General features: G+C 61.8%; 15 protein-coding genes. 8 read left to right on the top strand and 7 right to left on the bottom strand.

Annotation, left to right across the window (positions count from 1 at the left end; genetic code table 11):
* Positions 1-70: 70 nt before the first annotated feature.
* The gene (locus tag V8359_RS09425; protein ID WP_336428500.1) at positions 71-1555 is read right to left on the bottom strand and encodes an AMP nucleosidase; all 1485 of its coding nucleotides are present in this window, start codon (positions 1553-1555) and stop codon (positions 71-73) included.
* A gap of 85 nt (positions 1556-1640) precedes the next feature.
* Between V8359_RS09425 and V8359_RS09430 the strand changes: the two genes are divergently transcribed.
* The 4 genes from V8359_RS09430 (at position 1641) to pncB (ending at position 5266) form a co-directional block, all read left to right on the top strand.
* Positions 1641-2069, top strand: coding sequence for a VOC family protein (locus tag V8359_RS09430; protein ID WP_336428501.1), 429 nt, complete (start codon positions 1641-1643; stop codon positions 2067-2069).
* Positions 2066-2929 carry an SDR family oxidoreductase gene (locus V8359_RS09435; RefSeq protein WP_336428503.1) on the top strand — a complete coding sequence of 288 codons (864 nt, stop codon included), beginning with the start codon at positions 2066-2068 and terminating at the stop codon, positions 2927-2929. Before V8359_RS09430 ends, V8359_RS09435 begins: the two co-directional genes overlap by 4 nt.
* A gap of 152 nt (positions 2930-3081) precedes the next feature.
* A complete protein-coding gene (locus V8359_RS09440) occupies positions 3082-3909 on the top strand; it encodes a DMT family transporter (protein ID WP_336428629.1) in 828 nt (275 codons plus the stop codon).
* Positions 3910-3973: 64 nt separating this feature from the next.
* Complete coding sequence (pncB, locus tag V8359_RS09445) at positions 3974-5266, top strand: nicotinate phosphoribosyltransferase (protein WP_336428505.1); 1293 nt, start codon at positions 3974-3976, stop codon at positions 5264-5266.
* A gap of 41 nt (positions 5267-5307) precedes the next feature.
* Here pncB and V8359_RS09450 read toward each other — a convergent pair whose 3' ends face one another.
* The 6 genes from V8359_RS09450 to V8359_RS09475 all read right to left on the bottom strand — a co-directional run bounded on the left by V8359_RS09450 (position 5308) and on the right by V8359_RS09475 (position 9953).
* Entirely contained in the window at positions 5308-5520 is a 213-nt protein-coding gene (locus tag V8359_RS09450; protein ID WP_336428507.1) for a hypothetical protein, read from the bottom strand.
* Positions 5521-5568: 48 nt separating this feature from the next.
* On the bottom strand, positions 5569-6498 hold the full coding sequence (locus tag V8359_RS09455; RefSeq protein WP_336428509.1) for a DMT family transporter: 930 nt from the start codon (positions 6496-6498) through the stop codon (positions 5569-5571).
* 196 nt (positions 6499-6694) lie between these two features.
* On the bottom strand, positions 6695-7315 hold the full coding sequence (locus V8359_RS09460) for a hypothetical protein (RefSeq protein WP_336428510.1): 621 nt from the start codon (positions 7313-7315) through the stop codon (positions 6695-6697).
* Positions 7316-7548: 233 nt separating this feature from the next.
* Positions 7549-8592, bottom strand: a complete 1044-nt coding sequence (locus V8359_RS09465) for a saccharopine dehydrogenase (protein ID WP_336428511.1) — start codon at positions 8590-8592, stop codon at positions 7549-7551.
* A gap of 77 nt (positions 8593-8669) precedes the next feature.
* Positions 8670-9287: a glutathione S-transferase family protein gene (locus V8359_RS09470; RefSeq protein WP_336428512.1), complete on the bottom strand. Its 618-nt coding sequence runs from the start codon at positions 9285-9287 to the stop codon at positions 8670-8672.
* Between the two features lie 15 nt (positions 9288-9302).
* A complete protein-coding gene (locus V8359_RS09475; protein WP_336428513.1) occupies positions 9303-9953 on the bottom strand; it encodes a histidine phosphatase family protein in 651 nt (216 codons plus the stop codon).
* 203 nt (positions 9954-10156) lie between these two features.
* Between V8359_RS09475 and fdhF the strand changes: the two genes are divergently transcribed.
* The 4 genes from fdhF to queG all read left to right on the top strand — a co-directional run bounded on the left by fdhF (position 10157) and on the right by queG (position 15655).
* On the top strand, positions 10157-12919 hold the full coding sequence (gene fdhF, locus V8359_RS09480; RefSeq protein WP_336428515.1) for a formate dehydrogenase subunit alpha: 2763 nt from the start codon (positions 10157-10159) through the stop codon (positions 12917-12919).
* Positions 12920-13073: 154 nt separating this feature from the next.
* A complete protein-coding gene (gene mtgA / locus V8359_RS09485; protein ID WP_336428516.1) occupies positions 13074-13790 on the top strand; it encodes a monofunctional biosynthetic peptidoglycan transglycosylase in 717 nt (238 codons plus the stop codon).
* A 59-nt stretch (positions 13791-13849) separates the two neighbouring features.
* A complete protein-coding gene (fzlA, locus tag V8359_RS09490; RefSeq protein WP_336428517.1) occupies positions 13850-14515 on the top strand; it encodes an FtsZ-binding protein FzlA in 666 nt (221 codons plus the stop codon).
* A gap of 75 nt (positions 14516-14590) precedes the next feature.
* Positions 14591-15655 carry a tRNA epoxyqueuosine(34) reductase QueG gene (queG, locus tag V8359_RS09495; RefSeq protein WP_336428518.1) on the top strand — a complete coding sequence of 355 codons (1065 nt, stop codon included), beginning with the start codon at positions 14591-14593 and terminating at the stop codon, positions 15653-15655.
* Positions 15656-15662: the final 7 nt, after the last annotated feature.

Raw genomic sequence — 15662 nt, forward strand, 5'->3', positions numbered from 1 at the left:
CGGAGCAGGACCCGCGCGCGCGCCTAAAGCGTTCCGAGAAAAACCTGTTGCGCAGCTTTTTGGGGATACGTTAGAGAAAGGCTGTCTCGTCAAATGAGCGTAGTTTCCGGCTGTGAATCCGTTCAAGTGGCATGTCGCGCAAGGCCTCCATCGCGCGGATTCCGATCATCAAATGCCGCGCAACCTGCGTTTTGTAGAAGTCCGACGCCATGCCGGGAAGCTTCAATTCACCATGCAGCGGTTTGTCGGATACGCACAAAAGCGTCCCATACGGCACCCTGAACCGATAGCCGTTGGCGGCAATCGTGGCGCTTTCCATGTCCAGCGCGATCGCGCGCGATTGGCTCAGGCGCTGCACCGGGCCGGATTGGTCCCGCAATTCCCAGTTGCGGTTGTCAAAGCTGGCCACGGTGCCGGTGCGCATCACTCGCTTGAGGTCATATCCCTCAAGCCGTGTTTCCGCCGCCACGGCCTGTTCCAGCGCGATCTGTATCTCGGCCAGTGCCGGCACGGGCACCCATGCCGGCAGATCGGCGTCAAGCACGCCGTCCTCGCGCAGATAGGCATGGGCCAACACGAAATCCCCGAGCGACTGAGAATTGCGCAGGCCCGCGCAATGGCCCACCATCACCCAGGCATGCGGACGCAGCACCGCGATATGATCGGTCGCCGTCTTGGCGTTGGACGGCCCCACCCCGATATTCACAAGGGTGATCCCCGACCGGTCGGGCCGCTTCAGGTGATAGGCCGGCATTTGCGGGAGTTTCGCAGGCCGCGCGATATCCGACATGGGGTCGGTGATCTCGGAGTTGCCGGTCGCGACAAAGCTGTCATACCCGCTGTCGGGATCGGACAGCATGGCCCGGGCGAAGGTTTCGAACTCTTCAACATAGAATTGGTAGTTGGTGAAAAGGACGTGGTTCTGAAAATGGCCCGGATCGGTCGCGGTGTAATGCGACAATCGGGCCAGGGAATAATCGATCCTCTGGGCGGTGAAAGGCGCGAGAGGCAAGGCGGCGTTGGTTTCGGGAATATGCGTGCCATTGACGATATCGTCATTCGTGGTGGCAAGGTCCGGCACGTCGAAGTGATCGCGCAGCGTAAAAGGCGCGGCCCCCTGATGCGGCACGGTCAGAGCCTCATCCCCCGCCACGGCGAAATGCACCGGCATAGGCGTGGTCGACTGCCCGATCACCACCGGCACCTTATGATTGCGTAGCAAAAGGCCGATCTGCTGCTCGAGATAGTCGCGAAACAGGTCGGGCCGTGTGACCGTTGTGGCATAGATGCCCGGCGCCGCCACATGGCCAAAGCTCAGGCGGCTGTCCACCTGTGCGTGACTGGCGGTCGTGATGCGAATTTCGGGATAAAAGGCCCGGATACGGCGGCCGGGCACCTTGCCGGAAATGGCGTCGGTGAACTCGTCCCTCAGAAAGGTCACCGCCTGTTCATAAAGCGTGACAAGCCGGTCCACGGCCGCGCCCGCGTCATCGAAAGCCTCGGGGGCTGACACGTCGGGCGTAAGGCTCTGGGGCGCGGTGCGGGAATTGGTCATGTGGGGGCCTGTCCGTGATGCTTGGGCAGGTTGACACGGCTTCGGGGCGGGATCAAGCTGGCGTCTCAAGACACGGGAGACGCCCTTGGACTACGAGACGGTCAGCCCCGAAGCCTTTGGTGCTTCGCTACGCGGTCTGGGGCTCAATATCCTCGTGCGTGACGTCGAGGCACAGGCACGATTCCTCTGCGATATCTTCGACATGAAAGCGCATCGCCTCAGCCGTGATTTCGCCATCATGACCTATGGCCAGCAGGTGTTTCAGCTTCACAGCGATGGCACCTATGCCGAAAACCCGCTTCTGTCGCTTGTGCCCGAGGCGGGCGCGCGGGGCGGCGGGGCCGAGTTTCGCCTCTATGACACAGACCCCGACGATGTGGCCGCCCGCGCGACGGCCCGCGGCGCGATGATCCTTCAAGACCCCACCGACAAGCCCCACGGCCTGCGCGAGGTTTATGTGCTCTGCGACAATGGTTATGCGTGGGTCGCCTCAAGACCGCTTGACAGCCAATGACAGGCACATTGCTCAGCTTTGGTCACGGCTATTCGGCGCGGGCCCTCGCGCGCTTGTTGGTGCCGCAGGGCTGGTCCGTGATCGGCACAACGCGCGATGCGGCCAAGTCAAGCGCGATCGCGGCAGAGGGTGTTCAGCCCGTCTTGTGGGATAGTCCCGAGGTCGACACCGCCCTCCAAAGCGCGACGCATATCCTGAGTTCCGCCGGGCCCGGACCCGAGGGCGATCCGGTTCTCGCACGCCACTTCGCCGCGATCCGCGCTGCCGCGCCGCGCCTGACTTGGGTTGGCTATCTGTCGACCACCGGGGTTTATGGCGATCACGCTGGCGGATGGGTGGACGAGGACACCGTGCTCTCACCTTCGACGGCGCGGGGCCGCGCGCGCGCCAAGGCCGAGGTGGCTTGGCAGGCCATCCCGGACCTGCCGCTGCATATCTTCCGCCTCGCCGGGATCTACGGACCCGGCCGGGGGCCCTTTGAGAAGGTGCGCCGGCAAACCGCCCGGCGCATCGTGAAAGACGGGCAGGTCTTTTCGCGCATCCATGTCGACGACATCGCGCAGGTGCTCGCCGCCTCCATCGCCCGTCCCCGGCCCGGCGCGGTCTATAACTTGTGTGATGACGATCCCGCCCCGCCCGAGGACGTGATCGAACACGCCGCCCGGCTTTTGGGCCTGCCCGTGCCGCCCGCCGTGCCCTTCGAGGAGGCCGAGATGACCCCCATGGCGCGCAGCTTCTATGCCGAATCCAAGCGTGTGCGAAACGACCTGATCAAAGAGGAACTGGGTGTGCGTCTGATCCACCCCGACTATCGAAGTGGCCTGCGCGCGCTCCTCGAGTCCGGCGCCGAGGATATCTGAACACGCCTTTGCGGGGCTTTCCGCGTTGCGCTCCCCGGTCGTTGGCGGCTACCACGGCGGGGCGGGCACGCCGTCCGCCCGCATCAGGACCGCCCGCCGTGACCACAAGCCCCGCTCTCGCCGCCCGTGCCAACGCCGTAGGTGCCCTGTGGATGGTCGCCGCCATGGCAGGCTTCGCCATCGAGGACACCTTTCTCAAACATGCCGCCGTGACGCTTCCCATCGCGCAGATCCTCGTGATGTTCGGGGCCGGTGGCGCATTGCTATTTGCGGGGCTGGCGGCGGCGCGGGGCGAACGGCTCGTGACTGCGGGTGTCGGCTCACGGGCGATGCGGGTCCGCGTCGGGTTCGAACTGACAGGGCGGCTCTTCTACACTCTGGCCATCGCCCTCACGCCGCTCTCCTCGGCCACCGCAATCCTTCAGGCGACACCTATCGTCGTGGTGCTGGGGGCGGTGCTCGTCTTTGGTGAAAAGGTGGGCTGGCGGCGCTGGGCGGCCATCATCGTCGGGCTTCTCGGGGTGCTGGTGATCCTGCGCCCCTTGGGCCAAAGCTTTTCCGCGCTGTCGCTGCTTGCGGTGATCGGCATGCTGGGCTTTGCCGGGCGCGACCTTGCCAGCCGCGCGGCGCCCCTGACGCTCAGCACGCGGATTCTGGGCCTCTACGGCTTTGTGACGATCATCCTCGCGGGTGGGCTCTATGCCATGTGGGAAGGGCGCGCCTTCGTGATGCCTGCATATGATGCGGCGCTGGCAATGACCGGCGCCATTCTGACCGGCGTCTTTGCCTATAACGCGCTCATGTGGGCGATGCGCACCGGCGACGTGTCGGTCGTGACACCTTTTCGCTATACCCGCCTGCTCTTCGGTCTGGGGCTGGGCATGCTGATTTTCGGGGAACGCCCCGATGCGATGATGCTCGTCGGCTGCGCGATCGTCGTGGCCTCGGGGCTCTTCCTGCTTTGGCGTGGCCGAAGATGACCCGCCTTGCGCCCCCCGGCCCCCTTTGATTTAACCGCTTGGCACAGTTCCGAAAGGCTCGCCCATGGTCGATATCGCCACCCGCGTCCACAACCACCGCTGGAAGATCGACCCGATCGTCCGCTCATTGATTGATACGGACTTCTACAAGCTCCTGATGTGCCAGTCGGTCTTTCGCAACAAACCCGACACGCATGTCACCTTCAGCCTGATCAACCGGACCAAATCCATCCGTCTGGCAGACACGGTGGACGAAGGCGAATTGCGCGAACAGCTTGATCATATCCGTTCGCTGTCACTGTCGCGGGGCGAATCCACTTGGATGCGCGGCAACACCTTCTATGGCAAGCGACAGATGTTCACGCCCGAGTTCATGGACTGGTTCGAGGCTCTGCGCCTGCCGCCCTACCACCTTGAGAAACGCGACGGTCAGTATGAGCTTACCTTCGAAGGCAAATGGCCCGAGGTCATGCTGTGGGAAATACCGGCGCTTGCGGTGATCATGGAACTGCGTTCGCGCGCGGTGACCGGCGGCATGGGCAAATTCGAACTTCAGGTGCTTTATGCCCGCGCCATGACCAAGCTTTGGGAAAAGGTCGAGAGGCTGCGCCCCGTGCCCGACCTGCGGATCGCCGATTTCGGCACGCGGCGGCGGCACTCCTTCCTCTGGCAGGACTGGTGCGTGCAGGCCATGACCGAGGGGTTGGGCCAGAAATTCGTCGGCACCTCGAATTGCCTCATCGCCAAGAACCGTGACCTCGCGGCGATCGGGACCAACGCGCATGAACTGCCGATGGTCTATGCCGCGCTGGCCGACACCGACGAGGAACTGGCCCGTGCCCCCTATGACGTGCTCAGCGACTGGCACGAAGAGCATGACGGCAACCTGCGGATCATCCTGCCCGACACCTACGGAACCGAAGGGTTTCTGGCCAACGCGCCCGATTGGCTCGCCGGGTGGACCGGCATCCGCATCGACAGCGGCGACCCGGCCACAGGCGCCGAAACCGCGATCCGCTGGTGGAAAGAGCGCGGCGAGGATCCGATGCAGAAGCTCATCATCTTTTCCGACGGGCTGGGCGAGAAAAAGATCATGGCGCTTCACAATCAGTTTCATGGCCGCGTCCGTGTGTCCTTCGGCTGGGGCACGCTGCTCACGAACGACTTCCGCGGCCTCACCCCCGATGACGCGCTCGCGCCCTTCTCACTGGTCTGCAAGGCCGTCTCGGCCAATGGCCGCCCCACGGTCAAACTCTCCGACAACCCGCGCAAGGCCATGGGGCCTATTGACGAGATTGCGCGCTATAAGCGAGTGTTCGGGGTGGGCGAGCAGGAGGCGCTGGAGGTGGTGGTTTAGGGAACGCCATTCGGTAGGGGCGCCCATGATCGCGCATCCGGTCAAGCGAACAGAACAAAACCGCTCACAAGCAGTATCACGAAGAAACCCAGAACCTTGAGGTTGAACCCGTAATGCTCGTCATCGCGGTCGAACAGGGTGTCGTGGCGGAACGGTCTGACGAGGAAATGCATGTAGAATGCAAAGAACAGGAAACCGAGAAAGGCGACGATCCATATCGCCTGTGCGACTATACTGAAAATTTCAAACGACATCCTCTGCTCCTGTTATAGATGACGCGATCCATGGCAATGCGACCCCGCTCAAATCCGCGTATGCGGCCCCCGCGCGCCCCAGAGCCGGGCGCGGCGCAGTTGCCGTTCCCGCCATACGATCAAAAGACCGCCCGCCGCCACGAGGACCGCGCCCGGCATCAGGTCGTCCACCGGTGCCTCGTCGTAAAAGATCCACCCCAACACGAAGGCAAACAGGATGCCGAAGTAATGGAACGGGGCGAGGTTCGCCTGTTGGGTCATGCGGAACGAAATCACCAGCAGAAGAACCGCCGAACCGCCGAACATGCCCATCGCCACGATCCAACCAAGGTCACCCGGCCCCCGGATGCCCGAGAACCCGCCAAGCGCAAGCGTAAGCAGGCTCGCGCCCACCACCGACGTGGCGGTTCCATAAAGGTTGATCAACGGGCTGGGCACATCCGCATCCATCCGCCGCGCCAGAACACCCGACAGCGCATAGCAGAACGCCGCCACCAGCGGCAGAAGCGCGGCAGGGGTGAAGCTTTGGCTGCCGGGCCCCATGATCATCACCACGCCGGCAAAACCGATGCCCACCGCAAGCCACCGCGCCTTGCCAACCTTCTCTCCCAGAAGCGGCACCGCCAGAGCGGTCATGAAAAGCGCGTCGGCATAGCCGATCGTCGCCGCCGTCGCGAAAGGCAGCAAGCCCAGCGACATGTAGAAACAGAATTGCGCCAGCGTCGTGATCATGCCGCGCAGGCAACCCACCTTCCATTGCCGCATCCAAAGCTGTCGGCCTTTCGCGTGCCACGCCCGCGATGACCAGAGCGCGATTGCGCTCGGCACAAGGCCAAAGAAATTGCGATAGGCGCTGAGTTCGGCCGGGCTGTAGTGTTCAGACAGGTGCTTGATGATCAGGCCCATCGCATCGAACAGCAACAAGGCGACAAGGCTCAGGCCGATGGCAAGCCCGGTGCGGTCGCTGTCGCTTTGCATGTCGCTTTGTCCCTGATGTCCGGTCTGGTCGGGTGACGTTGGAGAAGGTCCGGGCAAAGGGCAAGGGGCGCCGGGAAGAAACGGAGGTCAAAAGGCGGTCATGCCGATATGTGAAGGGTGCGCTTCACCACGGGCACCCCGCCTACGGGCGAATGAGCCCGACACCGCATTTGGCCGCGGTTCCATCAGGAAAAGATCAGGTCGAGGCGCGCTCCGGCTTGGCGGTCGCCGCTATGATCGTCATCGCGATCGCGGCACCGAGTGCATTGAACACTAGGTCAAGCGCGGTATTGAAATATCCCCCGACATTGGTTTCCGGCACCGAAAGAATAGCGATGAATTCGATGATCTCGTTGACAGTTCCAAGGCCCATGGCCGCCAGTGCCGGGTAAAGCAGGCTCGTCTTGGTTCCCATCAGCATCGGAAAATGCCGCTTCATCAGATACCAGAGCACCCAAGCCGTCACGCCGAACCCATAGGCGTGGACGATCTGATCATACTTGAGCAATTGCATCTCACCATCCGCCGGCGTGATTGGAAAGAGTTGCAGCGAATAGAGAACAGACCCGGCCACTGGCACGCCGCCCCCGGCCATGTGCAAAAGTCCCCATGCCGAAAGCGCCCAGAGCATGGACACCGGATACTCCACCGACCGGAGACTCCTGCCGATGAGCGTGATCAGGATGAACATCGTGATCACGTAGACGACGAATTCGTAATTCCCGCTCATCAGAAACCAGACCGTGAAGGCCAAGACATAGACAGTTGTGAAAATGGCGACCGGATACTCACGCGGTTTAAGCTTGATGACTGGCATCCAAAATACTCCTCCGTTTCTGGCATGGCCAATGCGTTTCGGCTTTAGCCCGACTTGCTCCGCCTTTTGATATATCAGGTTACAGACGAGGTGCTTTAACTTCGGGTCTCAGCGTTCAGGTTCATGGCTCTCTCATGGGTGTCGCCCATGCAATGTTTCGCACCGGCGTGATACCGACGTGAATGCCGACGTGAATACCGACGTTCCGTTCGCTGCGTTAACCCGGCCCGGCTTCAGGCCGGAACGTGTTTGTGAAACTCCGCCTCGGCCCGGCCCCAGACCCCGCTGTCCGGCTTATCCAGCGTCAGGAGTGATGGCAGAAGTTGTGCCGCATAATCCTCGCTGCTCTCAACAGGAAGAAGGGAGGGAAGATTGTCGATCGCCATCACGTCGAGCACCGGATTTTCGGACACCCGCACCACGGGCTTGGTCCATGTGGTTGCGGCGTCATAGACCGGTACAGGGTTGTAGTCGCTGTCGGGATCACAGGCCACGTCGCCGATCACCTTCAGGCGGCGCGGCGCTGTCAGCGCGGTTTCCGGGACAAAGACCGGCGTGCCGGGACGGGCAAGGATACAGTTGAAAAAGAGGTCATGTTCAAGAAGTTCGGGAAACGGGCCGCCATGCGATGTTTCTTCTATATCCCAGCGGGTTACGGTCATGCTCAACGCCTCGCAAAGGTCGGCCGCACCAGTGCCGACGCGGCCTTTCGCGCCGATGACGATGGCGCTTGGGCGGGATGCGCCTAACGCATCGCGAAGCGTTTCAAGAAGGGCCGCCGTATCAGGATAGGTCGCCACGGGTGGACAGATGCCGCCATCTCTCTGCGCGACCCAAGCCAGGGTTGACACCGCGGCGCCCGCATATCCCGCCCAATATCCGAACGCCGCCACGCGGCGGCCGTCCGCGTCCACGAGATACTCAAGATCATAGAGCGTTCCGCCCCCCTTTGCGAAGCGCGCCAGAAGTGCCGCGCCCGAATGCTGGCCCTTGTAGGCATGGCCGAACATGATGTGACGGTGTCGCAGCGGCGTGCCATCCTCGGGCAGTTCCTTGAGCCCGAAAATCACCGCATCTTGCGGCGCCTCGGGCCAGCTTGCCTCGGGTGCGATGTCGCATCCCGCCGCGCGGTATCCTTCGATGGGAATCGCCCGCCGCCCGCTGTCTTCGACCGTGACCGAAAAGCCTTTTTCCATCAGGGTCTTGGCGCCTTCCGGCGTGAGGCCCGCGCGCTCTTCGTTGGGCCGTTGTTCGGCCCGCACCCAAAGATGTGTCATCGCTTATGTCTCCCAAAGCGTTGGTGTGGTGTGCCGGGTGTCACAAAAGCTGTGAGCCAAGCTCTTCGCAACACCTATCAGCCAAACAACCCGTTTTCGCGTGCGAACCGCACCGCGTCTCGCATCTCCATCTCGGCCCGGAAGGCCCTGATCCCCGGAAGCGGCTGAACGTCTACGCCATCGCCTTCGAGCCACGAACAGACAGTGTAAAGATAGAAATCGGCCACGCTCAGGTCAGCTCCAAGGATGAACGGACCGGTCAGCACGTTCGCCTCGATATAGCGCGCGCTGTCGGTCATGGTCTGCGCCACCTTCCCGGTCATGTCCCTGCGGCTTTCCTCGCGATCGGCCCAGCGATGACCACGCCGTTTATGCGCGTGGTTCACATGCATGGTCGAGGCGAGGTAATACATCGCCGCGCGCATGCGCGCCGCCTTCAATGCATCAACAGGGACAAGCGCGCGATCGGGCGCCTGTGCCGCGATATATTCAAGGATCGCTCCGGTTTCGGTCAGGATCTCGCCCCCGATGTCAAGCGCCGGCACCCGCCCCTTGGGGTTGATGGTGTGAAACGCCGCGCTCGATTGTTCGCCACCGGCGATGTCGATCGGCGTGAGCTTGTGCGCAAGCCCGGCCTCCTGCAAGGCCATCGCGACAGCCACCGAGATTGTCTGCGGTGCATAGTAAAGTTCCATGATGCGGGTCGCCTTTCAGATGAAGGTGCGGCCATGGGCGCGTTCGGGCGCGTCCAGATGCGGCGTGGCATTGAACGAGGACAGCATAAGCCGTCCGTGAACGAAATGCAGCCGATGCATGGACGAGTTCATCACCTGTAGCATGACTTCGGCCATCGCTTGCGTCTCAAGCCGCAGGATCTGACGCAGAACCATCCCGATCACGCCCCCTGATGTCACGACAAGAGTTCGACCCCCGAGAGAGCACAGCTCACCCAGAAGCGAATCGACCCGCGTGTGAAAGCTGTGAAATGTTTCGGGAACTTCGTTGAGCCGGTCCTCGGCCCAATGCTCGACCACTTGCGGCAGGTAGCGCGCGAATTCGCGCGCATCCAATGGTGCCGGAAGGCCAAATTGAACCTCAACCGCCTGAGCCAGCGCGAAATAACTCAACTCATTGAGCCGGGCATCTCTTTCATGCGTCTCGTATCCTGCGCTGCGGGCGGTCTCGATCTGACGCGAGAGGGTGCCGGTGATAACCCGGTCAAAATGCGGATTGGTCGCCTGCAAATGCGCACCCAACCAACGCGCCTGATCATGGCCGAGATCGGACAGGCGATCATAGTCCTCTTCGTCCTGTGCATGCGAATTGGCTTGCCCGTGCCGCACCAGAAGGATGTCTGCCATGCCCGCCTCGTTTTTTGTGAATGACCGAAGCTGCAGGTTAGGGTCGGCCCCGGCCGATTGCAACGCATCCACAGCGGGAAAAACCGTTCTTTATTGGAAACCTCGCGGGGCGTTTGGCGCAAAAAATGCAGCAGGTGTCGCGATTGGCGGACTCCCTTTTTGCGCCTCATGGTCTAGAATGGTTACAAGTAGGGAGCGCACTCATGTCCGATACGATCAAGTTCACGCTGGATGGCAAGGAAGTCGAGGCCCGCACGGGCGAGACGATCTGGGAGGTGGCCAATGGCCGCGGACTGGTGATTCCCCATCTGTGCCACAAGCCTGCGCCCGGCTATCGCCCCGATGGCAACTGTCGCGCTTGCATGGTCGAGGTCGAGGGCGAGCGCAATCTTGTCGCGTCGTGCATCCGTGAACCGCGCGATGGCATGGTCGTGAAGACAGACACATCGCGCGCGGCCACCGCCCGCAAAGTGGTCATCGAGATGCTGGCCGCCGATCAGCCCGAGCGCAACGAAGCGCACGACAAATCGGCGCATTTCTGGGATATGGCCGAAGCGCAGGGTGTTTCGGAAAGCCGCTTCCCCAAGCTTGAAGACGGGCGCATTCCGCTTCTGGATGACAGCCATGTCGCGATGAGCGTCAATCTCGATGCGTGCATTCAGTGTGGGCTCTGCGTGCGGGCCTGTCGCGAAGTGCAGGTGAATGACGTGATCGGCATGGCCGGACGCGGGCATGACACCTATCCGACATTCGATTTCGCCGATCCGATGGGCGACTCGACCTGCGTCGCCTGTGGTGAATGTGTTCAGGCTTGCCCGACCGGCGCGCTGATGCCCTCCTCAGTGGTCGACGAGGATCAGGTGGGCGACCGCGCCGACTACGACCACGAGGTCGATAGCGTCTGCGCGTTCTGTGGGGTCGGCTGTCAGATTTCGGTCAAGGTCAAGGACAACAAGATCAAATATGTCGAGGGCATCAACGGCCCCGCCAACGAAGGTCGCCTCTGTGTCAAGGGGCGGTTCGGCTATGACTACATCCACCATCCCCATCGCGTGACCACGCCGCTGATACGGCGCGAAGATGCGCCCGAAAAGGCGCTGAACGTCGAGCCGGGCAACTGGCAGGAATTCTTCCGCGAAGCATCTTGGGACGAGGCGCTCGATGTGGCGGCCAACGGGCTCAAGGGGCGCGGTCGCGAGGTCGCGGGCTTCGGCTCGGCCAAATGTACGAATGAAGAGGCTTATCTCTTTCAAAAGTTCATCCGCGAAGGCTTTCGCCACAACAACGTGGATCACTGCACGCGGCTGTGCCATGCCTCTTCGGTGGCCGCACTAATCGAGAACGTGGGCTCTGGGGCCGTGACCGCCACGTTCAACGAGATCGAGAATGCGGATGTGGCTATTGTCATTGGTGCCAACCCGATCGAGAACCATCCCGTCGCCGCCACCTATTTCAAACAGTTCACCAAGCGCGGTGGCAAGCTTATCGTGATGGACCCGCGCGGCGTGGGCTTGCGCCGCTTCGCGACGCATATGCTGCAATTCCGCCCCGGTGCGGATGTTTCGATGCTCAACGCGATCATGCACACGATCGTGGATGAGGGGCTTTACGACAAACAGTATATCGACGCCTACACCGAGAACTGGGAGGCCGAGAAAGCCCACCTTGCAGATTTTGCGCCCGAAAAGATGGAAGACCTTTGCGGTATTCCGGCCGAAACCCTGCGCGAGGTCGCGCGCGAATTTGCCGGTGCGAAATCCGGCATGATCTTCTGGGGCATGGGCATCTCGCAGCACATCCATGGCACTGACAATTCGCGCTGCCTTATCTCGCTTGCGCTGATGTGCGGGCATGTGGGGCGGCCCGGAACCGGGTTGCACCCGCTGCGCGGTCAGAACAACGTTCAGGGCGCGTCGGATGCGGGTCTCGTCCCGATGTTCCTGCCCGATTATCAGAGCGTCACCGACGACAAGGTGCGCAAAGCCTTCACCGATGTCTGGGGGTCCGGCGATTTCAGCAACGAGAAGGGGCTGACCGTGACCGAGATCGTGGACGCGATCCATGACGGCGATATCAAGGCCATGTATATTCAGGGCGAGAACCCGGCCATGTCGGACCCCGACGTGGAGCATGCCCGCGAGGCGCTGGCCAAGCTCGATCATCTTGTGGTGCAGGACATTTTCATCACCGAGACGGCCAACTATGCCGACGTGATCCTGCCCGCCTCGACCCTCTATGAAAAGTCGGGCACCGTTTCGAACACCAACCGTCAGGTTCAAATGGTGCGCCCCGCCGTCACCCCACCCGGAGATGCGCGCGAAGATTGGGCCATTCAGGTGGAATTGGCCCGGCGGTGCGGACTCGACTGGGGATATACGCATCCCTCCGAAGTGTTTGCGGAAATGGCGCTGAACATGCCGTCGATGAACAACATCACCTGGGCGCGGCTTGAGAAGACCGCCGTGACCTATCCAAGCCTCAGCCCCGAAGACCCCGGTCAGGCGGTTGTATTCGGCGACGGATTCCCGCGCAGCGAGGGCCGGGCCAAGTTTACCCCGGCAAGCGTCATCGCGCCGGACGACACACCCGATGCGGATTATCCGATGATCCTGACAACGGGCCGTCAGCTTGAGCATTGGCACACCGGGTCTATGACGCGCCGGTCGCGTGTTCTCGATGCGGTCGAGCCCGAGGCGAACTGTTCGATGCACCCCTCCACGTTGCGCAAGCTCGGTGTAGAGCCGGGCGGCATGGTGCGTCTCACCACCAAACGCGGCACGATCATGGTCATGGCCCGCGCCGACCGGGCCATTGCGCCCGATATGGTGTTCCTGCCCTTCGCCTATGTCGAAGCGGCTGCGAACATCCTTACAAACCCGGCCATCGACCCCTATGGCAAGATCCCCGAGTTCAAGTTCTCGGCGGTGAAGGTCGAAGCGGTCGAAGGGCAGGTCGCGGCGGAGTGAGCGAAGCCTGACGTTTCAAGGCGCGCGCGTGGTCATGGACCCGCGCGCGCTTAGCGTCCAAAGCGTTTCGCGAAAATCTGTGATTCAGGTTTTTCGCGAAACGCTTTAAGTTTGCCGAAATCCCGCGTAGACGGGCATCCGGCATCGAGGCGTTATGGCAAAATCAACGAAACCCGCGAAGCGTGCCCCGTGGCATGTACGACTGCGCCGCTGGTTCCGGCGTTGGACATTGTGGTTTCTCGTCACCTCGCTTCTCGTTGTGGCCGGGGTGGTCGCCGCGCATCGCGTGCTTGATCCCGGTGTCACGCTTTACATGAAGCAGGAACGCCACCGGCTTGGCACGATCCGCCATGAATGGGTGGATATCGAGCGCATTGCGCCGGTGATGGCCCGCGCCGTTGTCGCAGCCGAGGACGCGAATTTCTGCCGGCACTGGGGCTTTGACATGCGCGCGATCCGCAAAGTTGTCGAAAGCGGTGAAACACGCGGCGCTTCGACGCTTAGCCAACAGACCGTGAAGAACGTCTATCTCTGGCATGGCCGGTCCTACCTGCGAAAGGCGCTTGAGGCGACGATCACGCCGGTCATCGAAGCCTTCTGGACCAAGCGGCGCATTGTCGAAGTCTATCTCAACATCGCCGAGTTCGACGAAGGTGTCTTTGGCATCGAAGCGGCGGCACAGCATTATTTCGACCGGTCTGCCGCTGAACTCAGCGCGGTTCAATCCGCGCGGCTTGCGGCGCTGCTTCCTTCGCCGAAAACACGCTCGGCCAGTCAACCGTCAGCGCGCTTGCGCAACCGCGCCGCACAGATCATGGACGGGGCGGCCACCATCCGCCGGGATGGCCGCGCCGCCTGTTTCGAGGATTGAAACCCGTCGCTTATCCGGGCATTGAAGAAGAACACGCAACACCGGAACTCCGTCCGCCCATGGCCAAGCTCTTTCACGTCCCGCTCTCGCCTTTTTGCCGCAAGGTTCGGCTAAGCCTTGCCGAAAAGAAGATCGACTGTGAATTGGCCGAAGAGCGATACTGGGAGGCGAGCCCGGATTTCCTTAGGCGAAATCCGGCGGGCAAGGTGCCGGTGTTGCGCATCGAGGGGCGCACACTTTCCGAAAGCGCCGCGATCTGCGAATACCTCGAAGAAAAGTATCCCGAACCGCCCTTGATGCCCAAAAGCCCCGAAGCACGATACGAAGTGCGGCGTCTGGTGAGCTGGTTCGATGACAAGTTCCACCATGAGGTGACATCAAAGCTGGTCTATGAGCGGGTCAACAAGAAGGTGATGGGACAGGGCTTTCCCGACAGCACGAATGTCAAGGCCGGCGCCAAGGCCATCAAGTTTCACCTCGATTACATGGCGTGGCTTCTCGATCACCGCCGCTGGCTGGCGGGTGACGTGATGACCCTTGCCGATTTCGCCGCCGCGGCGCATCTGAGTTCGCTCGATTATATCTCGGACGTGGATTGGAACCGTAGCGAGACGGTCAAGGACTGGTATGCCAAGATCAAATCGCGCCCGGCCTTTCGCCGTATCCTCGCCGATCAGGTGCCCGGTTTTCCGCCTCCCGCGCATTATGCCAATCTCGACTTCTGATAGGCGCGGTGCCCCCTGCTGCGAAGGGCGGGGGGATTTCGCGGTTTCGCCGGGATATTTCAGGCAAGAAGAAAGATGAGCTCGCTCAAGGACAAACTGGTCGCCCGTGCGATCGAAGAGGGCTTTGACCTTGCCCGTATCTGCCGGCCCTGGGACGTGCCGCAGGTGCCCGAACGGCTGGCTGAATTTCTCGCAAAGGGGCGGCATGGTCAGATGACATGGCTCGAAGGTCGCAGCCAATGGCGCGCCGATCCTTCGGTGCTTTGGCCCGAGGCGCGGTCGGTGATCATGCTGGGCGAAAGCTATACCCCGGAACGCGATCCGACCGAGACCCTAGATCAAGGCGATGTTGGCACGATCTCGGTCTATGCGCGGGGCCGCGATTACCATGATATGGTGAAGAAACGGCTCAAGCGGGTGGCTCGCTGGCTCATTGCCGAAACCGGAGACGAGACCGAGGTGAAGGTCTTTGTCGACACCGCGCCCGTGCCGGAAAAGCCACTCGGAGAGGCCGCTGGTCTTGGTTGGCAGGGCAAGCACACCAATCTTCTGAGCCGGGATCTGGGCAATTGGTTCTTCATCGGCTCGATTTTCACCACGCTGGAATTGCCGGTGGATACGCCCGAGGCCGATCATTGCGGATCGTGCCGCGCGTGCCTTGATGCCTGTCCGACAGATGCGTTTCCCGCCCCCTATCAACTGGATGCCCGGCGCTGTATTTCCTATCTCACGATCGAGCATCATGGCCCCGTGGACCCTACGTTGCGCCCCCTCATGGGCAACCGCATTTATGGCTGTGACGATTGTCTTGCGGCCTGCCCGTGGAACAAGTTCGCGGTGACGGCGCGTGAAACGCGCTATCATGCGCGCGATGATCTGAACGCGCCGCCATTGGCCGAGTTGGCCACGCTCGACGATGCCGCGTTCCGCGCGAAGTTCTCAGGCTCGCCGATCAAACGGATCGGGCGCAACCGCTTTCTGCGCAACGTGCTTTATGCCATCGGCAATTCCGGTGATCGCGCGTTGATCGCCTCTGCCGAGCCGCATCTTGCAGATCCCGATGAAACGGTGGCGGATGCTGCGCGCTGGGCGGTGGAACGACTGAAATCTGACGCAAACGGGCTGGACCACGACGCCTGAATCTCTA

It is taken from the genome of Roseovarius sp. E0-M6 (genome assembly GCF_037083845.1).
GTDB lineage: Bacteria > Pseudomonadota > Alphaproteobacteria > Rhodobacterales > Rhodobacteraceae > Roseovarius.